General features: G+C 37.7%; 18 protein-coding genes and 1 pseudogene. 5 read left to right on the top strand and 14 right to left on the bottom strand.

The features are described 5' to 3' along the window. Positions 1 to 10: 10 nt before the first annotated feature. Complete coding sequence (locus tag G3O09_RS03805) at positions 11 to 1039, bottom strand: YeiH family protein (protein WP_163100151.1); 1029 nt, start codon at positions 1037 to 1039, stop codon at positions 11 to 13. A 119-nt stretch (positions 1040 to 1158) separates the two neighbouring features. Here G3O09_RS03805 and G3O09_RS03810 point away from each other — a divergent pair, with 119 nt between their 5' ends. Further along, positions 1159 to 2034 carry a LysR family transcriptional regulator gene (locus G3O09_RS03810; RefSeq protein ID WP_163100152.1) on the top strand — a complete coding sequence of 292 codons (876 nt, stop codon included), beginning with the start codon at positions 1159 to 1161 and terminating at the stop codon, positions 2032 to 2034. A 179-nt stretch (positions 2035 to 2213) separates the two neighbouring features. After that, on the top strand, positions 2214 to 2798 hold the full coding sequence (locus tag G3O09_RS03815) for a YdcF family protein (protein WP_163100153.1): 585 nt from the start codon (positions 2214 to 2216) through the stop codon (positions 2796 to 2798). A gap of 135 nt (positions 2799 to 2933) precedes the next feature. On the opposite strand, the gene G3O09_RS03820 is transcribed toward G3O09_RS03815, so the two are convergent. Together G3O09_RS03820 and G3O09_RS03825 are read right to left on the bottom strand one after the other, a co-directional pair. Continuing rightward, positions 2934 to 4277, bottom strand: a complete 1344-nt coding sequence (locus tag G3O09_RS03820; RefSeq protein ID WP_163100154.1) for a TldD/PmbA family protein — start codon at positions 4275 to 4277, stop codon at positions 2934 to 2936. Position 4278: 1 nt separating this feature from the next. Continuing rightward, positions 4279 to 5670: a TldD/PmbA family protein gene (locus G3O09_RS03825; protein ID WP_163100155.1), complete on the bottom strand. Its 1392-nt coding sequence runs from the start codon at positions 5668 to 5670 to the stop codon at positions 4279 to 4281. Positions 5671 to 6058: 388 nt separating this feature from the next. On the opposite strand from G3O09_RS03825, the gene G3O09_RS03830 reads away from it, so the two are divergent. After that, positions 6059 to 6604 (top strand): DUF7010 family protein, encoded by a 546-nt coding sequence (locus tag G3O09_RS03830; RefSeq protein ID WP_163100156.1) that lies wholly within the window; start codon positions 6059 to 6061, stop codon positions 6602 to 6604. Between the two features lie 254 nt (positions 6605 to 6858). Here G3O09_RS03830 and helD read toward each other — a convergent pair whose 3' ends face one another. Continuing rightward, positions 6859 to 9198: an RNA polymerase recycling motor HelD gene (gene helD, locus G3O09_RS03835; protein WP_163100157.1), complete on the bottom strand. Its 2340-nt coding sequence runs from the start codon at positions 9196 to 9198 to the stop codon at positions 6859 to 6861. A gap of 717 nt (positions 9199 to 9915) precedes the next feature. Here helD and G3O09_RS03840 point away from each other — a divergent pair. Continuing rightward, positions 9916 to 12177 (top strand): Ig-like domain-containing protein, encoded by a 2262-nt coding sequence (locus tag G3O09_RS03840; RefSeq protein ID WP_163100158.1) that lies wholly within the window; start codon positions 9916 to 9918, stop codon positions 12175 to 12177. Positions 12178 to 12478: 301 nt separating this feature from the next. On the opposite strand, the gene G3O09_RS03845 is transcribed toward G3O09_RS03840, so the two are convergent. Both G3O09_RS03845 and G3O09_RS03850 read right to left on the bottom strand, forming a co-directional pair. Continuing rightward, entirely contained in the window at positions 12479 to 13276 is a 798-nt protein-coding gene (locus G3O09_RS03845) for a hypothetical protein (RefSeq protein ID WP_163100159.1), read from the bottom strand. Between the two features lie 432 nt (positions 13277 to 13708). Continuing rightward, a complete protein-coding gene (locus G3O09_RS03850; RefSeq protein ID WP_163100160.1) occupies positions 13709 to 13897 on the bottom strand; it encodes a hypothetical protein in 189 nt (62 codons plus the stop codon). Between the two features lie 370 nt (positions 13898 to 14267). Here G3O09_RS03850 and katG point away from each other — a divergent pair, with 370 nt between their 5' ends. Next, on the top strand, positions 14268 to 16451 hold the full coding sequence (katG, locus tag G3O09_RS03855) for a catalase/peroxidase HPI (protein ID WP_163100161.1): 2184 nt from the start codon (positions 14268 to 14270) through the stop codon (positions 16449 to 16451). Between the two features lie 95 nt (positions 16452 to 16546). Here the strand turns inward: katG and G3O09_RS03860 are convergent, their stop codons facing one another. The 8 genes and pseudogenes from G3O09_RS03860 to G3O09_RS03890 form a co-directional block, all read right to left on the bottom strand. Continuing rightward, positions 16547 to 16882: a type II toxin-antitoxin system RelE/ParE family toxin gene (locus G3O09_RS03860; RefSeq protein WP_163100162.1), complete on the bottom strand. Its 336-nt coding sequence runs from the start codon at positions 16880 to 16882 to the stop codon at positions 16547 to 16549. After that, entirely contained in the window at positions 16860 to 17138 is a 279-nt protein-coding gene (locus G3O09_RS03865; RefSeq protein ID WP_163100163.1) for a type II toxin-antitoxin system Phd/YefM family antitoxin, read from the bottom strand. The genes G3O09_RS03860 and G3O09_RS03865 overlap by 23 nt, the downstream gene beginning before the upstream one ends. Positions 17139 to 17469: 331 nt before the next feature. Then, positions 17470 to 17802 carry a hypothetical protein gene (locus G3O09_RS03870; protein WP_163100164.1) on the bottom strand — a complete coding sequence of 111 codons (333 nt, stop codon included), beginning with the start codon at positions 17800 to 17802 and terminating at the stop codon, positions 17470 to 17472. A 489-nt stretch (positions 17803 to 18291) separates the two neighbouring features. After that, complete coding sequence (locus G3O09_RS22350) at positions 18292 to 18543, bottom strand: DUF6429 family protein (protein WP_476742322.1); 252 nt, start codon at positions 18541 to 18543, stop codon at positions 18292 to 18294. A gap of 129 nt (positions 18544 to 18672) precedes the next feature. Further along, positions 18673 to 19920, bottom strand: a complete 1248-nt coding sequence (locus G3O09_RS03875) for a YecA family protein (protein ID WP_163100165.1) — start codon at positions 19918 to 19920, stop codon at positions 18673 to 18675. An 810-nt stretch (positions 19921 to 20730) separates the two neighbouring features. Further along, positions 20731 to 23142: an immune inhibitor A domain-containing protein gene (locus G3O09_RS03880; protein WP_163100166.1), complete on the bottom strand. Its 2412-nt coding sequence runs from the start codon at positions 23140 to 23142 to the stop codon at positions 20731 to 20733. A 175-nt stretch (positions 23143 to 23317) separates the two neighbouring features. Next, positions 23318 to 23556, bottom strand: a pseudogene (locus G3O09_RS22955) (transposase); the annotation flags it as partial. 565 nt (positions 23557 to 24121) lie between these two features. Continuing rightward, positions 24122 to 25327, bottom strand: a complete 1206-nt coding sequence (locus G3O09_RS03890; protein WP_163100167.1) for an iron-containing alcohol dehydrogenase — start codon at positions 25325 to 25327, stop codon at positions 24122 to 24124. Between the last annotated feature and the right edge of the window lie 7 nt (positions 25328 to 25334).

Genomic DNA, 25334 nt, shown 5'->3' on the forward strand with positions numbered 1-25334 from the left:
TCCATTTTCTTTAATTCAGATGAAAAACGATGACTAAAAAATAACCCAAAATGGTTAAAAGGATGGAACCAATAAATCCTGCAGCAAATGCTTTTATTCCTAATTTTCTAAAGGTCTTTATTTCAATACCTAACCCCAGACCCGCCATAGCCATCCCTATTAATAGGTATGCGAAATTCACGATATAATTAGCCACTGTATCAGAAACTATACCTAATGTATTAAATCCACTCATTGCAATGAACCCTAAAATGAACCAAGGAATAATAGATAAGGAGATTTTCTTTTCATTGCTTTCCTTCTCTTTTTTTTGGACTATAAATCCAATAATAAGGGCTACTGGAACTAATAGGGCAACTCGCGTAAGTTTAACAATAACTGCTATATCAACAGCAGTATTTCCACCAGGTGCAGCAGCAGCAATAACATGGGCTATTTCATGGAGTGTTCCACCAGCAAATACACCATATCCCTTTTCGGATAAATTCATAACAGCATATAATCCTGTATAAACCAATGTGAATATCGTTCCCAACACAGCAACTGTAGCCGCCGCCACTGCTGTTTCTTCTTCTTTCGCCTTTATTTGAGGACTAATTGCAACGACAGCAGCAGCCCCACAAATTGCTGTACCACAAGCAGTAAGGATTCCTAATCGTTTCTCTACACCAAACAAACGTGTTAATCCATAAACTACTATTAGAGCAAATACTAAATTAATTACAGCATAGATAAATACACTTGTTCCAGCATGGTAAATGTCTGATAAATTCAATCTCATTCCTAAAAGGATAATTCCTACTCTTAGTAGTTTTTTACTTGAAAAGGTCACACCGAGTTTGAGATTCTCACGAAGACCAAATAGGGATCTCCAAATCATACCTATTAAAATGGCTATTACTAGCTGTCCCATTATGGACAAAAAAGGAAATCTAGATAAGTAATTAGCAACTATTGCTATGAGTAATGTAATGCCTACACCTTTCATAAAGGCTACTATCATTCTTTGTTTTGACTGTCTTCCAATTGCCGTATCCATTTATGTCACTTCCCTAATCTGTTTTGCATACTTACACTTTATTAAAGGTTCAATCATTAGTAAAATACATATAATTGATAATAACAATTAGTATTACTAATGATAAGGGTGTGAAAAAATTGTACTTTGACGCTTTAAAAACATTTGTAACGCTTGCAGAGGTTAAGAATTTCACAAAGACTTCAGATTCCCTCCATATTTCACAACCTAGTGTAAGTTTACATATAAAAAATTTAGAAAAGGAATTTCAAACGGAATTATTTATGCGATCTCCTAAACATGTGCAGATTACGCCAACAGGTGATATCCTGTACAATCGCGCAAAGCAAATAATCTCCCTTTATGAACAAACAAAAGATGATATTTTAGATCATCATAATTCCGTACAAGGTGAACTAACAATAGGGGCAAGTTTTACAATTGGTGAATATATACTACCCTCCTTGCTTTTTAAACTTCAAAATGACTTTCCAGAACTTGAACTTAAAGTTGTAATTGGAAATACAGAAGAAATTGTTGAATATATTCGCCAGTTTAAAGTAGATATTGGTTTAATTGAAGGACAAACAAATGAAAAGGAACTGTTTATTCATTCTTTTATGAAAGATGAACTTTTTATTATAGCTTCTCCTAGTCATCCAAGTATTAAGGGAAACATTACATGGGGTGACCTCCAGGATCATACGTGGATAACAAGAGAAGTAGGCTCCGGTACACGTGAATATTTAGAACACGTTATTCGTTCCAATGGCTTAAAAGTAAAATCACTCATCTCAATTAGCAGTAATCAAGGGATAAAAGAATGTGTTATTCAAGGGATGGGAATTTCTCTACTCTCCCGTAGTGTTATTGTGAGGGAATTAAAACATGGGGAACTATCAATAATTCCTATAGAGAACCAATCTTTTACTCGAACTTTTTCCTATGTGGTTTCTCCCATCATGAAGAATAAAAAAAGTGTTGAAGCTTTCATTAATGTGATCCGTCCAATGTAACCCAGCATAAAATCATCCTACATGTAAGGGATAAGAGAACGTAGTTATTTACTACATGAAAATATATAGGTACAAAAAAACAACAATCCTTGCCAAAACAGCCCTGATATCACATTATTATGTAATTATATGGTAAAATTCTAATTGAAGGATTTTTAATTTGAGATTGGAATGATTGAATGGAGTATAAGAAAAAAATAATGATTTCAATAGGTGCATTTACAGTGTTAATGGTTGTCTATTTTTGTATTTTGCATTTTAAGATTATGGAACATGCTGATATAGAGGCAGAAGAGACTGCAGAGTTTCTCATTGTTCTAGGTGCAAGGGTGAAAGGAACCGTTCCATCTTTATCTCTTCAATATCGAATAGAAAAAGCAGCAGAATATTTATTAGAAAATCCACATGTAATAGTGATTGCATCTGGAGGGCAGGGTCCAGGTGAAGAAATCTCCGAAGCAGAAGCCATTAAAAGAGGCTTAATAGAGCAGGGGGTAGAAGATCATAGAATTATTAAAGAGGATAAATCTACAAATACAGTTGAAAATATTAAATTTTCGAAGGAACTAATACCTGATCATTTGGAAAAAGGTATGATTGTTACAAATGATTTTCATCTTTTTAGATCAAAAATGATAGCACAAGATTTAAATATTCCTTTAGATGGACTATCTGCAAAAACTCCACTAGTAGCTATTCCAAAATCATACAGTCGTGAATACTTGGCTATTACAAAATACTTTTTATATAAATATATTCTTTGATAGGTCAGTTAATTAATGATTGATAAATCACATAGATTGATAGAATTGTTGATTTTTATAAAAGCGTCAGACACCTCCCATGGACAAAAGTAAAGAAATTGTCCACGAATGGTGCCTGACACTTTTTCTTATTACCTATTCTACCGTAACAGCTAAATCTTTAATTAATAGTGACGGTGAGCTGATATTCGACCTTGAAAAATCTAGGTCAGATCCAATTTCCTCAATATTCTTCAATAATTCGAAGAAATTGCCAGCAACCGTCATTTGCTTTACTGCGTTTTGAATTTTTCCATCCTTCACAAAATACCCATGAGCAGCTAGTGAGAAATCTCCTGAAACCGTACTCGCACCGGAGTGTAATCCTGCCAAACTTATAATAATTATTCCTTCTTCCATAGAAGCAGTTAGCTCCTCGAAACTATTATTTGATGGGACGATGTAGAAATTCGATGGAGACACTGTCAAAACTCCACTATAAGAGGACTTATAGGCGTTTCCTGTAGTCTCAACCCCTGCTTTCTCAGCTGTTTTCCGATTATGGAGCAAGGTAACAAGCTTTCCATCCTTCACAATTTGTTTCTTTAACGTTGCAACTCCCTCACTATCAAATGTCTGACCTAATATCCCCTCTTCTAATAACGGGTCATCGATAATTTGTAAAGCAGAATGAGCTATGACTTTTCCAACCTTATCTTTTAATAGCGACTGGCCCTTCTGGGCATTTTCTGCTGAAAATATTGGCGAGAAGGTCTCGAGAAGACTTCCTGCTGCATCGTTCCGCAACAAAACTGTATAACGCTTACTGTCAGCCGATTGTGCATCCAATTGTGATAGTGCTTCCTCGACGGCTTGCTTTGCGATCACTTCAGGATTAAAAGCAGAGAAGTCTTTGGTGGCTTTTACATAAAAACCTGTTTTTATTTCTTCTCCTTGCTTAACCACGACAGAAACATACATATAGATATAATTCCGCTTCTCTTGAAGGGAAAGCCCCTTATTATTGATGATGTGGCGCTCTAATTCTTCGCTTTGTAGTTTAAAAAAATTGGTTCCAGTTACTCTCTCATCGTAAGCATAAATATGCTTTTCAATCTCTTTTAGTAGCTCGATTTTCTCAGGAATGGTGACCTTTTTTAATTCATTCGAATAGAAGCTTCCCTCTTGATATGCTGCACTTCCTGCAAAAATCTCTTCTTGAACCTCATCCTCTGACAATTGAGCATTTTCTTTTGCATTTTCCACTAGAAACAATAATGAATCTTCATCTAATTTTTCAGTAAAAGCATTGCCCATTTTCCCATCAAAAAGGCCGCGGAATGAAACGCCCGCAATTTCCGAAGTTTCATAGGAATCAATTTCTCCTTTGAATATACCGCATCCGAACTTTTCTTCTCGTTCAAAATAAAGCTCCATGTCGCTAAATCCATGCTTTACTCCGAGTTCGAATAATTCCTGCTGAAATTGATTGATATTCATTTTATTCAGCCTCCTTACTGCCGCCAACCGTCATTTCACTAACACGGATCATTGGCTGTCCAACATTCACAGGAATGCTTCCGCTTAATGATCCACACATTCCCGCTCCATGTGCTAATTGATTTCCTACCATATCAACAAGCTTAATCGTCTCCGGACCATTCCCAACAAGTGTCGCTCCTCGAATTGGTTTACCAATTTTGCCATCTTTCACAAGATAAGCCTCCATGACGGCAAAATTATAATCACCTGTTGCAGGATTCACGGAACCACCACCCATATACTTTGCATAAATGCCATGCTCTGTATTAGCGATGATTTCTTCCGGCGAAGACTTCCCTTCCGCTATATATGTGTTCGTCATACGAGAGGTTGGGGCAAAACGGTAAGACTGCCTTCTACCAGATCCTGTTGATTCCATCCCCATTCTTCGGCTATTAAATTTATCAATCAAGTATCCTTTCAAAATACCATTTTCAATTAAAACATTTCTTCGAGCCTTTTCCCCTTCATCGTCAAGCGTGATGGATCCCCACTCGTTTGAAAGTGTCGCATCATCAATATAAGTCACAACATCTGAGGCGACTTTTTCTCCAATTCGATTGGCAAAAACAGAGTTATTTTTTGCTACAGAAGTCGCTTCTAATCCATGTCCACAAGCCTCATGGAATATAACGCCTCCAAATTCATTGTCAATGATTACAGGGAACTTACCACTTGGACAAGGTTCAGCTCCTAACATAGTCACTGCAATCCGCGATGCTTCATTTGCATAGTGTTCTAGATTTAAATTCTCAAAGAATTCAAATCCCTTATGTGCACCTGGCCCATAAAAACCCCGCTGCATTTGCATGCCATCGGAAGCGATTGATTGAATCGCCATTCTACTTCTAATCCTTTTGTCTTCTACAAATTTACCTTCGCTATTCGCAATTAGAACATTTTGCTCTTCATCCAGGTAACGAATATGAACTTGCTGAATGCTAGAATGGTAATTTTTCGCAATCTCATAAGCCTTCTTCATGACATTTACTTTGCGCATTTTCTCTACTTCTCGCGGATGAATCAAAATCGGATGGTCGCAAGTAAGCATTTCTTTTTCTAAAGGCTGCGGTTGGATAATCGAATCTCCAGAAATGGCATGTGCGGCATTACTAGCTGCTTTTAACAAACTCTCTTTTGACCCATCTGTTGTATATGTATATACATTTTGCAAACCTTTAAAGACACGGATCCCAATGCCAAAATCCCTACCTGATAAACTATTTTCAATTTTACCGCTTTGTAGAGTTAGAGTATTTGTATATCTATCCTCCACAAACACTTCCGCAAAATCTCCTCCGGTTGCGAGCGCAGCTGAAAGAACATCTTCAATCACAGATTTCGAAAGCATAAAACCCCTCCTCGCTCAATATTTTCAAAATAATCAGAACAATATTATTATACGATTCATTACCTATATTTACCACAAAAGATAAAACATCTTTTCTGTTGAAAGTTATGCTTTCAGACTGTATGAAAAAGAGTCTGCTAATACTAATGACAATTGGGACAACTCTTTTCTCGCAAATATGAGAACGATTATAAGGACAGCTTGATATGACTTCCATTCTCAACAAGAAAAACTGTAAACATTCAGGTAGAATACCTATTTACCCTTTGACCTCTCTTCAGATACAGATGCAAAACCGACCAATGTTATTACTAAAAATAATAATAGTAAGCATTGGATAAACATGGTAAATTATAGTAAAAAATACTTATTAAGGAGCTGAAATTATTTGAATTTAACTCTAGAACACTTGCAAACACATATAATAACGAATGCGAAAAAAGGATTTCCTATTTTATTATCAGGATCTATCGTCTTTTTTCTCTTTACCTTTTTACCTCTCGTTTTTCCAATGGAAACAGTACATTTAATATGGATTTTCGGATTGAGTGTCATATTTCCTTTTGGATTATTATTAGGAAAAATCTTACATGTAAATTTAATTACCACTGATAATCCAATTGGAACTTTGGGAGGCATTGTTGCTGCTCCACAAGCTTTTTATATTCCAGTTTTTATTATTGTTTACATGCATATTCCTGAATTTATTCCATTCACCATAGGACTTCTAGGTGGTTCTCATTTTCTTCCATATATGTGGATTTATAAAAGTAAAGCCTATTTATTCGTAACGCTTGGAACTTGCTTTTCTTCTCTATTATTCGGTGGATTCCTTGTTAATCATGCCTATACCCTAGTCCCGTTAGCAATCTCTATTGTTTATTTTAGTGGTGTTTTATTAATATTTAAGGAACTTAAGTCAAGTCCTGTTTAATCACCTATTTATAGGTGTTTTTTTATTTCCTAAAAATCTCAATATTGATCCAACTTGTACAGCCAGAACATAAATAATAAGACAACTAGGAACCGAACCAAATATATAAGTCTTTCTATCGTTTACGAATAGTGCCTGACGCAATATTCATGAAATGACAAAAAGACACCCGAATGGACTCATTCGGAATGCCTTATGTCGACAAAATGAAAAACTACTATATGAAGGTTTTCATTCTGTTATTTCTACATACCTTATTCATTGTGGATTAAATTTTCACGTAATACATTTCGCAAAAATGGGCTCGGTTCACCTACGCAGTAAAGTTGCAAATAATGCATGGCTCTGGTGCAGGCGGTGTAGAATACTCTACGGAGGCTCTCATCGCCGTATACTTGCTCCGAAGCGTCATAGACGATGACAGCGTCGAATTCGATTCCTTTGGACAAATATGACGGAATGACAACCACTCCTTGTTCATATTCAAGCGAGCCGTTCTTCAAGAGCTTAATATCATCGACGTTTGACAATGCTTCGTATGCATTCTTACTTTCCTCTGCAGATTTGCATATTATGGCAATACTATGATAACCAAGACTTCGTAGAGCATCGATTTTAGATGAAATGCAGCGGTGCAGTTCTTCGTGATCGAACAATTGTGTCAGCACAGGTTGTTCGCCGTCACGTTCGAAAGGTATAATATGGTCACCGTTAGGCACTAGTCTCCGTGTAAATTCGATGATCGGTTTTGTTGATCGGTAGCTGCGTGTCATGTTAATCACTTCCGTTTCAACCTGTCCATATAAGTCGGTAAGTGTATGGAAATCAACCATTTCGCTTGCATGGATGAATATCGCCTGATTAAAGTCACCTAGCACAGTCATCCTTGCCGAAGGAAACAAACGTGTTAGAAACTCGAATTGAAACGGTGAATAATCCTGCGCCTCGTCAACAAGTATGTGCTTTATCGAGCCGTTTGTCTCAAAGCCTTGAATCAATTCTTTCATATATAAGAACGGAGTAGCATCTTCGTAAGATAATTTACTTTCATCTAGCATTTCCAGAGTAGCTTGACAAATATCCGCCCACTCCTCGGGTGTTTCCCCTTCTATCCACTGTTTGATATACATCGGATCAGCAAATAACTGCCTATACATCCCCTTAATGTCGACGAAACGTAACGTCCGGATTCGTTTTCGCAACTGCTTCATCTTCTGGTGAACAATCAATTGGCCAAGTGCTTGAGGCTCGATCTCATAATCAGCAATCGATTCTCTATTATAGCCTCGTTTTTTCGCTAAAAAGGTATGTGCTTTATGGTAATCCTCGTTGCTAAGCAGCTCGATTTCCTCCTGTACCCATGGCTTAGTCCGTTCGACCTTTTCGGCTTCATTTATTTGCTTAATGAGCCAATCCTTTAACTTTTCAAGTCTGTTATGGAAGCGGAGTGAGGTGTCGACGGAATAAAATCTGTCTGCAATTTGTTGAGCGGTAATAATCGACTTTCCTCTGAAGTTAATTCCCTTGAATAACATTCCAGATAACTCCAGCGATTTCCTATATGCATTAATCACCTCAAAATAACGAGTAGATGCTTTGAACTGGATACTCGAAACCCTATTTCTGTAAGAAGGGATATTCTCTGCTGTTAATACATATTCCAATTGATCGTATGGATTTTCAACTTGAAACTCATTACTCAGCCGATGGTACAGGTATTCCTGAAATGTGACCTGCTGCATATTCTCTTCGCCGAGTTCCGGCAGCACATTGGACACGTAACTATTAAACATCGAATTTGGCGAAAATAGAATAATTTGATCAGCATTCAGATTATCTCGATATTTGTAGAGCAAATAAGCAATCCGTTGCAGGGCAGCAGATGTCTTGCCACTACCAGCTGCACCATGAACAATAAGTAGCCTCCCTCGATCATGACGGATGATCCGGTTTTGCTCCTGTTGAATGGTAGCTACTATATTGTGCATATGTTTGTCTGTACCTTTGCCCAGAACCTGCTGTAAAATCTCGTCTCCAATGGTCAGACTCGTATCGAACATGGATTGAAGAACACCGCCGCGAATAAGATATTGCCACTTTTTCTCCAATTCACCTTGGATTATTCCTCCTGGTGTTGAATACTTAGCCGGACCGGGCTGGTAATCGTAGTATACACTCGAGACCGGTGCCCTCCAGTCGTAGATAAGGAAATCACCTCCACTTGCATCCGTAAGCGTCGAGATTCCAATATAGATTTGTTCTTGAGATGAAATTCCTTCTTCAATGAAATCAATTCGGCCGAAGTAAGGAACCTCCTGCATGCGGTGTAGCGTGGTCAATCTCTTGGATGCATGTCTGTGGGTGCTTTGACTTACTGACAGAGCTTGAGCCTCTTGTCTCAAGCCGATGATGGTCTCAAGAAAATCATGGAAGGTATCAATGTTCACCTTGATTTCATCCCAAAAGTGTTTGCGGATATTCACCACTTCGCTTCGGTGCCGGGAAGTTTCTTCCTGCAATTTACTGATTTGCTCTGTAATCATTTCCATAATACGGTCCACTCTTTTTTGCTCCTGCTGAAATGCTGAATTCATAGCAAACACTCCTTAAAAAATAAGTTATTTGGGGGTTGACTAATGAAGTTGTTTTGTTTTATAATTAAAATAGGGATAATTTATCTTATTTTAATTATAAAATGTATATCTATATAAATTTACCACGGTTTCTCATTTTTTTCAATATACTGTACATGATTTCTATCCTTTTCTTTTCATAAATGCTTTTTTAAAAAGTTAACTTTTGTTTTTTACTCTAAAAGGTTCATTAAGGCAGAATTAGAAAAGAATTCCACAAAAATAAAATTATAGTAAATAATAAAAGCGTAAGGCACCCGAATGGACACATCCGGGTGCCTTTTGTCGACAATCTGAAACCCTCCTAGAGGGTTTTTATTTTGTTATTTATACATACCTTTTATATTCTTCTTAGCATAAGCCATTGTATTCTCAACAGCCTTTTCATACTTATAAATGCCGTTGTCATCGGATTTTTTTCCATAGCTACTTTTGTAATATATTCTTGATGAAGTTTTCCATCTTACCAGATCTAAGCTAGTAAGATTGAAACAATACATAACGTTGTCATGCACGACACGTGGACAAATCAACTAATTTTGTTTATGAGTGGTGCCTGACACCATCATATGCTAGATTCCCAATTCTAGTATTTTTTCAAAATTTGGTTACATAAACAATCAAAATCTATCAATTTTAATAAACTATCATGAATTCAAAAAATAGGAGATGATAGTTATGGCAATTTCACAAGATTTGCTTATTGTAAAATATCATGTCGGTATTTATGGCCAATGGATCACTTTGGCCAACGTATCGAACTCTGATAGAATCATAAGTGGATGGAAAATAAGAGAATACGCAAGTAAAACTAAAGTGGGAACAACATTTACTTTCCCCTCTGGAACTGTAATTAAGGCAAAATCGCTGTTAATCGTGATGAAAGAAGGAGGTTCCGGTATCAACGGTGCCCCTGCAACTATTCCTGTAGTGCATGCGTCCGCATTGGGGCAATTAGGTCGTGATGGAGAAAAAATTATATTATTAAGACCTAATGACCAACAAGTAGATGAGTTAATTTTCAGTAGTTCTAGTACTAAGTACTCTGGAAAAACACCATTCCAAATTGACGGTTTTCTCTATGAAAATGAAGCCTTTGAACGGATATCCATAACCGATACGGACAAGGTTGGAGATTGGATAAAAGTAACTCCCCCTACCACACCAATCATTGCTTGGGGATGGGCTCCACTCGATAATATACCACCAACACAAGAATCCCACTCACCGACTAACGGTGCAACGAATGTCTTGATAAATGAGTTGGTGAAAGTAACCTTCAATGAGCCTATCCTTGCAGGTCCTTTTCTGCAAAGTGTAACGATTAAGGACGCCAATAATGTATCCGTCGGAGGCATTGAGGCAAGCGTATCCGGCAAAGTATTGACGATTGCCCACTCACCTTTCGATAACAACAAAATCTACACGGTGAATGTGCCTGTTCAAGCAGTCATAGATGCGGCGGGCAACGGTAACACAAGTGCGATTGGGTGGTCGTTCACGACAATCGCAATGCAACTAACCGGGACTCCAAACCTAGCAAAAATCACTTTCGACAAATCCACCACAGCTTTTCCCCAGGTTGCCGGCCTGGACGGAGCAGTTGAAGCAAATGCCCTCGTCAAAATCTACAGTAGCGTTACTAAGGAGAATTTTCTAGGAGGAACATTTGCAACAGCCACAGGTTCTTTTGTAACAAAGATTAGTGACGTCGCTCTGTCACTACAGGCAGTCTATGTAACCGCAACAGCTCCAGGAAAAGCGGAGAGTGCCATTACCCCAGTGTCGGCGTCAGTCACCGGAGTGGATAAGGTCTTAATCGTGAAATATCATTCTGGTAGCTATGGTCAATGGATCACTTTGGCCAATATTACGGACCATGATATCAATTTGACGAATTGGAAAATGAGTGAATACGTGAACTTTGATTTAGTGGGATCAACTTGGACAATACCAAATGGAACAGTGATTAAGGCCCAATCGCTTTTAATTGTTAAAAGAGTAGATGGTTCCGGTATAACCGGAGTTCCAGCAGATATTCCTGTCGTACAAACCTCATTAAGTCCAATACTTCCTTTTGGTCAAGATCACGAAAAAATCATCTTGCAAAATCCCTCCAACATCCAAGTAGATGAGCTTAATTTCTGGACGATGTTTAATGGTGTTTGTATTTGGCACTCTGGGCTTACTCTCTACCAAATATGTATTCCACCATCAGAAGCTCTCACAAATGTAGATGGCTTCGAACGAAAATCAGTCATTGATACGAATACTGAGGCAGATTGGAAGATTGTAAGAAGTCCGAATAATCCAATCAAAGCTTGGGAATGGGTGCCGAACACTAACCCTGATACCACTCCTCCAGTCGTTTTATCCACAGAACCAGCAAACGGAGCAGCGAATGTCACTCTGGACGCGGTTTTGAAAGTCACGTTTAACGAACCAATTATGTTGGGAACTGAGGAACCTACAATATACAGTTATTACGAAGGGCGTTTCATTTCTCCTCAAAAACTCCAGGCAAGCGTATCCGGAAACGAGCTATTGATTGCTCACACAGCATTCTGGAGCGGCGATTGGTGTGACGTCATTGTGCCTGTACACACCGTTACGGATCTAGCTGGTAACTCCTTCACTGATTCCATCTATTGGTCGTTTACGACGGGTGTTTTTCCACCTACAAACACACCGGATCTAAGTAAAATCATATTCGACAACAGCACACCTTCATCGGCTACGGTGACAGGATTGGACGGAGCAGTGGAACCGAACGCAGAAGTTACTGTCTACGGTTTGGGTCTTCAGTTCCTGGGAGTTACTATAGCCACAGCCACCGGATCATTCCAGTTAACCATCGACACGACGATTTATTCGGAACCTTTCGAATTGTATGCAGTAGCGCCTGGCAAAGCCCATAGTGCCCCTGTAAATTTGCAGTAATCTATCTAAAAGGTCCAAGTCACTGATTATAAAATATCATTTTGTTAATTAAGTAAGATGGCTTAGTCAAGATTAGAATATTAGCGTCAGGCACTACTAGTGGACAATTGTTAAAATTGTTCATCAATGGTGCCTGGCGCTAAATTCATTTACCTATAAAATCGAACGATGAGGTCAAAAAATGGAAATAAAAAAACAAGAATGTGGATTCCTGTTTTTCGCTTTATATTTATACCCAAAGATAGAAGTAAAATGAATATATATAATCAGTTATTTTTTTGGATCGATAATATCAGACACATTAATAGTCGAGTTTAGAGACCATAAATAGTTCTGCTTGAAACTTATCTAACATCTGTGAATAAGAGGCCTCCATAAGAAGTGGAAAAAGATCTTCGAGTGCGTCATTGTAATTTTGGCCCATGATTTCGCGTAATAAAACAATCCTTTGAAAGAGCATCGATTTATTAAAATCGATTCCAAGTTCATAGAGGCATTCAGATAGATTTTCTTTAGGGCATCGTTTAATTTTTCGTAATACCTTCTGATTTTTTTCAATAAACTTTTCGTTTAAGTAATGTGTCACATAATTGGTATAAATTATTTGACCGATATCATTTGTTTCTTTTTTAGAATAGTTGAACCCTATAACGTGATTTTCCCTATTTTCATGAAGAATATAGGTTTGATTCCCTCGTAAATGAGTGATAAAGCTTTTTACACTTTTATCGAACATTTTATTAAACTGGATGATTTGATGCAGTTTCCCTGCAAATTCTTGATGTTCTTCTCCAACCACAAATAACCGATCAACAATGGGCAACAGCTTTAATACCCCTTCTGATAATTGGCTGGATGCATCATAAATAATGATATTGTGTTCTTTTTTCATTTGTTTCACTTTTCGCTTTTGCTCAGTTAAGGATAATTTAGAAAAATCACTGATTAACTCACTCGAGGTATTTTCTTTTTCCAAAGTTCCATATGAAATAAAAGCAACAGACAAATTGGTGTTCATTTTCAGCCATTTATAAATAGAAAGGGACAGTTCAGTTACACCTGATTTCGCTTTCGGAGAATAAAAACCAACTAAATACACTTTTCTCACCTGCCTTAGTAAATCATATTCGCAGGTTGAATAAAGGCATGAGACAAACCTCTAGGATGATAAAAAATTCTGTTTTTTCGTTTGGACTAGTTTATATATTTATTAGTTTACGGTATTTCTTTTCTATGCCTCAAAAAATAAGGGTCAGACACTACCCATTGACAAACATTATAAATCTGTTCATACATGGTGCCTGACGCTATTTTTCATAGTGTCGTAGATGCAAGAGAACCTTCCCCACATTAAATGAAAAATACGACTATTATATATTCTGAAAAAATTTGAGTTTTCCAATCCAAGTTTTTATTCATTAAAATCGTGATCAATTACTGAGGACCTAACAATATAAATCTAACTTATTTATTCAAAAACAAAATAAATATATTTGTACAGGCATAAAATCAATTAGGAAACAAACCTGCCTTATGGGAATAAATCGGATGTTCGGAGGTGTTTTTGTTTCATGATGTAGATTAAGGAATACGAAGTTGCAGTAGTTGGTATTAATGCCAAAAGATTTCTCACAGCCATTACAACAGCAAAACAGAGATTACATGCTGTCATGATTAAAGAAGGCTCATTTGTTGTTTTTATACTATATAATTTGTCCATTGATCTCCGCTCCAGGCACTTGCTTTCCGCGGGGAGGGTGGGGGCCTCCTCGGCGTTACCGCCTGTGGGGTCTCCCACTTCTCTCTATTTCCCGCAGGAGTCAAGTGCCCTCCGCTACTATCAACTCAAAAAAACAACAAAGTTTACTAAAACAGACTTTAAGAACTATAACCAGTTAAATTGCAACAAATGAGCGCAACCACGGACTTATCCGTAGGTTCATTCTCAAGTAAAAATAAATAAATCACATTAGTATTGCATAATTCTATTATTTTATATATTATTTGTTTATAATAATTATAAATAAGTAATTATTATATTTTTATGATAATTACTTCATACAACATTTACACTTTAGGGGGAAATAAATATGGAAACTAAAGACTTTGCTAACGCTGGAAAGTGCCCGTTCCATCACGGTGGTGCTACTAGTCCTAAAACTACTGGTACTTCAAATAAAGACTGGTGGCCAAATCAGTTGAACTTGAATATTCTCCATCAGCATGACAGAAAATCAAACCCTTTGGGAGAAGACTTTGATTATGCAGAAGAATTTAAGAAGTTAGACTACCCTGCTCTTAAACAGGATCTTCGCGATTTAATGACTAACAGTCAAGATTGGTGGCCTGCAGATTATGGACACTATGGTCCCTTCTTTATCCGTATGGCTTGGCACTCCGCAGGTACATATCGTACAGGTGACGGCCGTGGTGGTGGCGGAACTGGCACACAGCGTTTTGCCCCACTTAACAGCTGGCCGGACAATGGAAATCTCGATAAAGCCCGTCGACTGCTATGGCCGATTAAGCAAAAATATGGAAACAAGATCTCTTGGGCTGACTTGTTTATTCTAACTGGTAATGTTGCGATTGAATCAATGGGTGGAAAGACATTTGGTTTTGGAGGAGGACGCGCAGACGTTTGGCATCCAGAGGAAGACATCTACTGGGGTACTGAAACGGAATGGCTAGGCGATAAGCGTTACACAGGCGATCGTGAGCTTGAGAACCCACTTGCTGCTGTTCAAATGGGGCTTATCTATGTGAACCCTGAAGGTCCAAACGGTAAACCAGATCCGCTTGCAAGTGGCCGTGACATACGCGAAACTTTTGCACGTATGGGAATGAACGATGAAGAAACTGTCGCACTAATCGCCGGCGGCCATACTTTTGGTAAGGCACACGGTGCAGGAGATGCAGCTCATGTTGGTGCAGATCCAGAAGCTGCTCCTGTTGAAGCACAAGGCCTAGGTTGGCTAAGCACATATGGTAGCGGTAAAGGTCGTGATACCATTACTAGCGGTATTGAAGGTGCTTGGACTGCTAATCCAACACAGTGGGATAATGGATTTTTTGAATTACTGTTTGGATATGAATGGGAGCTTACAAAGAGCCCAGCAGGCGCACATCAGTGGGCTGCTGTAAATCCTGCTGAGAAGCATCTTGCCCCTGATGCAGAAGATTCATCCGTTCTTGTTCCGACTATGATGACGACTGCGGATATGGCATTACGTATCGATCCAACTTTTGAAAAGATTTCTCGTCGTTTCTATGAGAATCAAGAAGAGTTTGCAGATGCATTTGCTCGTGCATGGTTCAAACTAACTCACCGTGACATGGGTCCTCGTGCAAGATTTCTAGGCCCAGAAGTTCCAGAAGAAGTTCTGATCTGGCAAGATCCTGTACCTGCTAGTGATTTTGAATTAACTAAATCAGAAGTAGAAAAGATTAAAGTCATGATCCTAGACTCAGGACTTACAATCAACGAGCTAGTTACAACGGCTTGGGCTTCAGCGAGTACCTTCCGTGGCTCAGATATGCGTGGCGGTGCGAATGGTGCTCGCATCCGACTAGCTCCTCAGAAGGATTGGGAAGTGAATCAGCCGGAACAGCTTGCAAAGGTACTGGATGTACTGGATAGCATCAAAAATCATCTAGATAAAAATATCAGCATGGCCGACTTGATTGTACTTGCTGGTAGTGCCGCAGTTGAAAAAGCTGCACGGGATGCAGGCTTTGATGTAAACGTTCCTTTTACTCCAGGCCGTGGCGATGCAACACAAGAGCAAACTGATGTAGAAAGCTTTGCAGTGCTTGAGCCTGTCGCTGATGGTTTCCGCAACTATCAGAAGAAGCAGTATAGTGTAAGTTCAGCAGAGCTACTAATAGACAAGGCACAGCTGCTAGGGCTTACAGCACCAGAAATGACTGCACTTGTTGGAGGTTTGCGTGTCCTAGGTACTAACCATGATGGCAATGGGCACGGAGTTTTCACTGATCGTATTGGCACACTTACGAACGACTTCTTTGTTACCCTACTTGACATGGGAGTAGCATGGGCGCCTGTAGGCGGAGACGTATTTGAAGCCCACGATCGCAAAACAGGTGAAGTAGTACGTACAGCAACTGGTGTTGATCTAGTGTTCGGTTCAAACTCAGTTCTGCGGGCCATTGTAGAAGTTTATGCACAAGACGATAACAAAGAAAAGTTTGTACGTGATTTTATAGCAGCTTGGGTCAAGGTTATGAATGCTGATCGGTTCGACCTAAAATAATAGAATAATAGTGTCAGGCACCATTCATGGGCAAATTTTTTATTATTGTCCACATGCGGTGCCTGACGCTATTTGATCATTATATTAATTTTTACTCACGGCCGGTCTTGAAATTCCTCAAATAATTCCCGAAGATAATCCCTTCGTCCATGTAATATTCTATGAATGATAATTGATTCTCCAGCGATCTTATAAAAAACTAAATATGGATGAACAACAATAAAGCGAAAACCTCGCTCGACAAGTGAGTACTTTTCTTCTGAAAGGACTGAACCTAAATTAGGAAAATCAGCAAGATCCTCTATTTTTGTATTTAGACTCTCAAGAAGTTTTTCAGCAGCAAAAACATTATCATGTGAAATATAGGAAAATAGCTCATCCATATCATCTACAGCAGCAGGAGTATACTTAATCAGCTTCTTTTGCAGCATTGATTTTTCTCCGAATTTGATCAATTACATCATCATGATTCATTAATACAGCTCCCTCAGCAACCTGCTTTTCTGCAACTAAGAGTTTTGATTGTAATCGATTTCGTGCTTCCATTCTTCTGAAGGTTTCATGGCTCATTACAACTAAATCAGCTTCACCATTTCGAGTAAGTATCACCGGTTCATCCAGTTCATGACAATATTTAGAAAAACCATTATAATCTTGACGAATCGTAGTAGAAGGTTTGATATTCAATAATTATCCCTCCTTAATAACATTATTTTGACTATATTATAACATTATTCTATATGTATATTCCTCGTGAGCAAATACTGTAGTTTATTTTCAAAAGTTGTAGTGAGTTTCTGATAAATTATCTGAATTGAATCAGAAAAAAGGAAAAATAAGAAAAAATTCCAAGATTTGAAAAAGGTTGTCTAATTTTAGCAGGTGTTTTTGAGGGATGAAAGGAAGTTCATACGACTGGCAGTAGATTCAATGAAAATTGTTACATATGAAAATAATGGCTATTAGTAATAAAGATAAGCAACGAAATTTAAGAATAAAGTATATATTCATAAATAAATTAGCCAAAATATACTCTTACACTACCTTCTTTCTGTGCTATTGATAAGCAGTTTTGAATAAAACTAAGGATTTGTTTTTGATCCCAAGTCAAGAAATCAATTTCAGACAAGGAACAATCACTTATATTGTTAAATTGCTTGTAATCATTCAAAGCCTTTTCAAATTGTTGAATTGAAAAAATAGAACTGTTGCCTGATCCACTTACTCCTGCATAGTAATCATTTGCATTAAGTAAATTGTACAGTATGCTAGCATATTCATTCCCCATGCTAAAACGTGCATAAGCAATTTCTTTTCCTGATTTATTGTAACCTAAAAAATCGTGACCCATTAATTATCCTCCTTCCAAATTTAAAATTAGGTACTAGAGATGGTATACAAATATTGAAATGAATATATTGGTTTGGTTTGGTTTGGTTTACCACTCCTTTCGTTTTTAACTATTTAAAATAATATTTCTTGAAACTGAATGGAAGAAAAAAGAGTGTTAATGTAGCTTAACGTGAGGATTCAATTAAGAGGTTTTTCAAAGACGCAGGTGTGTTGTGCGGTAGCCTACTAATTATTTCATGGTTTTCCCAATTTGTCACCAGCCAATGTTAAAAATATCCAAGCGTTTTAGCTACGCCAAACCTGTTAATCAAGGAATGATATTAAGGTCATATATTGAGGTTGTTGTGGAATTTAAAATGAGGTGTGATAAAACTCAACATAACATATTTACAGTAAACAGTGTATGGTACCACTCATGGACAAAAATAGAGAAACTGTCCACGAATGGTACCTACATTATCCTGTATTCTTTATCATTAACTAGTGGCTAATCATTTCCCACATTTCCTAGATATTTTCTTAGTATCACCTTAGCCTCTATAATCCCTGCCTCGGTTAAATAAACTGATTTAGATCTAATACTTACTCTAATCAGATCCCTTTCAGTAAGATCATTTAAGATTTCAAACTGATATCCCTTCCAGATTCTCCTTAATTCTCCGGGAAGGTTACTTTCATTCCATGATGTTAAGTATAGCAATAACAAAGTTAGTTCCTTAATCTTTCTTCCATATCTAATAAAACCCTTTCAATATTGTTTTCACATTGATAAACAGCTTCTGGTACCATTCATGGACAAATCAAGTGATTTGTCCATGAATGGTACCTTACGCCTTTTCCCACAGAAACTGTTGCCTATACTATCAAGTTATTGTTTCCCACAACATTTCTTATACTTGTTTCCACTTCCGCAAGGGCATGGATCATTGCGTCTAATTTTAATCCGGTCACGAAAATCTATTACATTTGAACGGTTCTGTGTTTGGTGATAAGTTGAAGAAGGCAAAGGTTGTAAATGTCTTTCCTCTTTTTTACGTAATTCTGTTGGTGAATAGCCTTTCAGAGACCACATACGTGTATGATTATGAACTTCCATGATAAATGCTGTTAGTTGTTGTACAAATTCGAAGGAAGGAAACTCGAGCTTACTTTGCAAATACTCGATCAACATCGACGGGTGCGCATCCGAGTTGATCATATATAAGAATTGATAGGCGATTTCATTTTTTTCTTGAACCGTCAAATCATAAGAATTCGAAAGAAATCGAAGGAACTTTTCCATCTCAGGTGTTTTGTCGATGAAACCTGGAGTTCCTGCTTTTAATAGCTGTTTCTTTGTAAATGGATAATAATTGATATCGGTTCTCGTTTTATGTACCTCTATCAGGTTTTTTGCATTAAAAATACAGCGGTTCTCCATGTATCCACCATAGGATGAAATAGAATTCCTTATCTGAACATAATAGTCACTGGCAGATGAAATAACATCGAAATACTCCACGATATCAACTTCCCGTTTTGACAAGGCACTGATCCGATCAAGCATTTCGGAAGAATCCATAACACCATAATAATACAGCATCCCATGGGTCAAGCGTATCCATTCAGTATTTATGAGTATTTTATCTTGAAACTCTACCCGATCAACTTCTGCAAATTGTTCGATAAGCTCCAAAGGCATCATTAATAACTTTTGGCCATCCTTTATGACTGGAAAAATAATACCCAACCTCCTCATTGTTGTAATTTTGGATATCGGATATTCATCACTAAGTAGCAACGTTCCAGAATTTTTGATGATTTGTTGGATTAAATCAGTTCTTTCCTGATCTAAAGTAAATAAGACTTGTTTAAAATGGAAAGGGATCGACCGTGAAAGTTCGCCTGCCAACTCTCCCTTTTTTAGTGAACTCATTCCTTTTAGCTTAAGCTGTTTACGGATTTCATCTAATTCATCCTTCGTCAGTAAGCGTAAAAAATCAATAAGCTGGCACGGTGTTTCAATCTCCTTCCAAAGCTTTTCTTCCCTTTTCACCTGTAAATGTCGAGTATACTCTTTTGCACCTTCGATTGCATTTATCATTTTATTCATCGTTTTTTGATCAAGTTTATCCATATTCGACTCCTTATCTATAGCAGCTGTCACTTCCCCATTTTGCGATGCTGGGTAGTTACAGGAACTTTCGGTTATTTTCCTTCTAACAAATACTATACATATTTCATTCCTCGTTTTGAAGCGCGAAACTGTAAACGCCCACTTCCTCAGAAGTACGCTTGTTTATCTCAAGAAATAAGGGACGAGAGACAAGGGGACAGGTCCTTTGTCCCGGGAAAATTAGTAAATAAATTTCATTTCTGTTTGTACGATATTTTCTATTTTAGTAAAAAAAATGCAATCAATAACCCAAGATAACGTAGACGTCAAATAAGCCCCTTCTACGTAGGTGGGGCTTATTTGATGTCTACCTTTATGCTGTTTGTTTTCCTTTCCACACCAACAAACCCTCCATTTTTGTCTATTATCAGTACCTGACACACCTTTCGACCGTTTTGACCATACATGTCATGCACTAGTATTTTCGGAAGCAAAGAGACGATTCATGTGCTCTTCGACAATCGAAAGAAGCAGCAGAACCGTCCCCATGATTCACTTGCTGAAGCACTCATCAGGATCACATGTTATTCTAAGGAAATCTTCACAACGTTGGGCATTTTTAGTGTACGATATTTATCTTCTTGTTTTTTAACTCTAAAATTAAAAGGTTTATTTTACTAAAATAAAGCTCTTAAGAATAATTAATGGATTTCTCTTCACAAACTCCTTCATAGATTGTGCTACTTCTTTCCAATCTGGTCCAAATATATTCCTCTAAAAATGGAATCAAAAAAAACCGGGAGGTGACAGGCACCCCTCGATTTTTGTCAATTATTTGTAGATTACAATAGATCCTACAGATTTGTCTTTGGATTGACCATTTACACGAACTTTTAGACCATAGTTGGATAGATTACGTCCAGCATCTGGCATAAATGTATTCATGTAGTTGTTGCTATCGTTAAATAGAGATACTGCTTCTTGGCTAGATATCGTTAGTGATGAAGTCGGGTACCTTAAATCCAGTCCAGAAGTTGGATTTAATCCAAATGCCGCATCTGCAACGTGAAAATTAGATTTAGCTTCAACAGGCTCTTTATTAAGAATATTCCATTTTAAGCTTGTTCCTAAGTGCGCATCCACTACACCAAGGTAACCATCTCCAGGATGAATACCAGTCCAGTTATTCGTATAGCTATCATCCACATACCATACCACTAACCCACCATCATAGCTCATTAGAGAATTGCCAAGCTTAATATTCTTAAGACCTTCGTCAACACCTTGATGATTACGCCATTCTAATAGATAGTAGTGATCTGTAAGCTTGTTTCCATCCATTTTTTTGAAGCCTTTTAAGCTAAATGGAGTAGTTGTTTCTTCTGCTCCATCCTCAACTACAGTCTGACCATCTGCAACCACTTTAATGTTGTCTGCAAAGAAACCAACATGGGAAGTACCCCAATCTGTTGCATAGCGAATACGAAGTTGGATTTTTTTGTTAGCATAAGCTGATAAGTCAAAAGATTGAGCCTGCCATCCATTTGATTTACCAGTAAATCCAGGCATTGAATTCAAGATTGTAGGATAGCCTTCAGGAACCACATCAGAACGAGTATTGCTATTGCCTAGTGATTTCCAAGTATTGCCTCCATCTTCTGATACCTGAACAAACGCGAAATCCCATTTTTCTTCAGTATCATACCAAGCATCAAATGTTAATGTCGCAGAAGTTTTTCCTGTTAAATCAACAGATGTAACCATGTTACTATCAAGCTCATCTGCCTCTCCACCCCAATATTCATAGCTGCCAGCAGCCGGGACATTTAAAGGAGTTTTCTTTTTAGGAAGATTTATTCTTACAGCCTGATTGTTTTTACCAAGTGGTGAATTGGCTTGATCTAGTAAGAACTGAGTTCCTTTTGTTGAAACTTCGTCCCAGTTTACAACTGTTGGAGTTGTCCATTTTCCACCTAGAATAGATTGGAAATATTGTTTTGCCCATGGTGAAAAACCAGTTGGTTCAGTACCAGGGACTTTTCCAGCCCAAGATCCTACAGACATCACAGACCAATACCCTATTGCTTCACCATTACCTGAATATATAGTGTCATACTCATCTGGTAGTCCTAAGTCATGCCCGTATTCGTGGGCAAATACTCCAGTGGCTCCATCTTCAGGCATAATAGTGTAATCGTAGAACCCTGGCAATCCTTCACCTGTTCCATCTTCATCATAGAATATTGCTGAACGATGCGACCAGATAGCGTTATCTTCTAAGACACCACCACCTGCTTCTTGTCCCATACCAGCATGGATAATTTGTAGGTGATCGACTAAACCATCAGATTCCCAATAGTTTCCGTCTCCGTCTAAATCATGCGGATCTTCTAAGTCATAGTCTTGTAGAGGAATACCTGCAGCTTTTGCAGCTTTATATGTATCTACCAATAATTGTTTAGGGCCTCCTGGGCTAACGTTATCATGCCCGCCATCCCCTCTATCACCACCATAAAATTCAGCAGTTCCAGGAACTTTTAACCAGCCATATACTTTCCCTTCAATGGTATAAGTTCCACCGGATTGCTCTTCATAATATTGTTTTTGTGAAACTAAATTTTCACCATTAGGTCCGGTTACTCCATTATCACCAAAAATCATGTCTTCGAAATGCTTAGTATTATAATCTTTGTAATAGTTTCCAGTTTCTCCTGGCTGAATGTTGTTGTGCTCAAATTTATCGAACTCAACCATGATTGTTAATAATTTACCTTTCTTTTGCACTCCAGGAGATTTCCCTTCACTGACAGGGTCTGGGTTTCCTTTTAAATGACCATTCTTGTTTCCATTTCCATTTAAAAGTCCGTTATTAAATTCCTTAGATTTTTTCAGCTTAGCAGATGCTGCAGCTTTAACCTTTGCTGCTAATGGATTGGATTCTTTTGATTTAGTCTGTTTCCCTTTCACATCAAGGTAGTTCTTAAGGAATGCCTTCTTTTGAGCTTCAGAAGCATCTTTTGAAATTAGCCCTCTTTTAACGAAAGACTCTATTAATTTTTCTTCATTGATAATTGCTAAATCTAGTGATCCATGATAGTGACCCTTATGGTCGTTATGAACGTGTGATTCTGCTTTTTTTAGGATATCCCCATCTTTATACGAGATTACTGTTCCCGGGAATCCCGCGAAAAGAGTACCTGCAAGCATAACGGAAGATAGACTCGTTTTAATAAACTTATTCAAATATTTCCCTCTTTTCAAAAAATAAATCGGCCGTAGAAACATAATATTCTGAATCCTCAATAACAACAAGGGTACATATACTCTTCCTAATAATGTTAAAAAATTACCAATTATAGGTATTTAGAAAGTGAATCTACTAAACTAGCAGGATAAAAGAACTGGAATATTTTTCATATTTTTTACTACTTGCGAGTATTCTTTCTCTCCAGGTTTGACGATGTAGTTTCTTCTTCACTTTGACAATCCAGCGTTTTGCCTTCTGGTACCATTCAGCTAATATTTTCTTGCATAACTTCTTCGATCTTCTCGAATACACCCCATAATGTCGAATCGTTTTGAACTGTTCATCCGGAATATGGCGATAAGTCTGGAAATAAACTCTTCCACACTGATGGTTTCTGTCTTTTCTTTTCCAATAAATAGTGTCAGGTACCACACATGAACAAAATAATATGATTTGTCCATGCGTGGTACCTGACACCTTTTCACGACCAAATTCATTTATGGCCGTTTCCACAATTTTGTTTGCGCTCTCATAATCGGCAACAGATTGATAGTTTGCTACTGCTTCTCCGCCTAACTCTCCTTCAATAACTCGTTTTACTCCATCAGCTTATTGCTCATCTTTATCCTATCCTTATTTGACTTATTAAAATTTCGCTGAAATCCCATCTACGTGATTGTCGATTCCTGACTATTAGGGGTAACGCTCTATTCTTAAAAATACTTAGTTTACTAGCGAAAGGCCGGACTCATTAAGAATCCGGCCCTATTACTAGATTAAGAAGATCCGTAGCTACTATTATTCTTTACCTTATCAATCCAGGAGCTGGCTGTCTCATTCAAAACAACATTAAGGTCTTCGATAATCTTTTTGCCAATAACTTGTAACCATTCACGGCCTGCCTATTCGCCAAAGGATATAAAATGGAGCAACATCGGACCCCTTCATAACCTTCTCGAATGCTCAAAAAAATCTTTAAATTTGGACTGCAATCTTACTATCTACTGATTTTTCAACGACAACACCGTCGAATGTAGCTTTATAAATTTTATAAATATCCTCTTTTAATAGAGTCATTGGACTACGAGCTAATATACGCTTTTGCTCAACCGCATCATTCGTTAAACTTTCAAGTGCATCCTCTTGAATGTCAAATCCTTTTAATGAAGATGGAATATTTACATCTTCTACTAATCTTTTTAACTCTGCTACACATTTAAATGAAGCTTCCTCTTGTGAAAGATTTACAGAGCTAAAGCCCATTGCATCATAGATATCTTTCATCCGTTTTTCACAGTTTTGACGAATATAGCCCATTACATATGGAAGTAATACGGCATTTGAGTCACCGTGTGCAATATGGAATTGCCCGCCGAGCGGATAAGCTAACGCGTGTACACCAGCTACCCCAGCATTGAAGAATGCAAGTCCTGCAAGGTAACTTCCGTAGCTCATATCGGTACGAGCTTGTTTGTCCTGACCGTTTGATACAGCTGTGCGAATCGAGTTGCTGATTAAGCGAATTGCTTGCAATGCTAATGCATCAGATACAACGCTCGCATTTTTAGAAATATAAGCTTCTACTGCATGTGTAAGTGCATCAACGCCTGTTGCAGCAGTTACTTTTGGAGGCAAGGAAATCGTTAGAGCAGGGTCAACAATCGCAACATCAGCTAATAAATAGTCATGCGCTACAACATCTTTTGTGGTTTCTAGTGATAAAACGGAAATATTCGTCACCTCTGAACCAGTTCCAGAAGTTGTTGGGATTAAGATTTTCGGAAGACCTTTTTTCGTAATCTTTTTCGTACCAGTTAAGTTTAAGTAGTCTTCTACTTTACCTTCATGTGAAGCTAATACACCTGCAAGCTTAGTTAAATCTAACGCACTACCTCCACCAATTCCAATAACCATGTCGAATTGATTGTCACGAGTGTAGGCAACCAATTTTTCTCCAATTGCTAGAGGGGGCTCAGGTACAACATCTTTATAAATTTCTGTAAAATACCCTGCTTCTTCAAGTGGATCTACAACTTTATTTGTTAATCCAATGTCTATTAAGAACGGGTCAGTTATTACAAGAATCTTTTTCACATCAAAGCGATTTATTTCATCTAAAAGGTGAGCTAGAGAATCCCATCCGGTATAACTAATTGGTGTAAAGGTAATTTTTTCAGACAATTTTGGG

The sequence above is a fragment of the Peribacillus alkalitolerans genome, assembly GCF_010882125.1.
Taxonomy (GTDB): domain Bacteria; phylum Bacillota; class Bacilli; order Bacillales; family DSM-1321; genus Bacillus_BN; species Bacillus_BN alkalitolerans.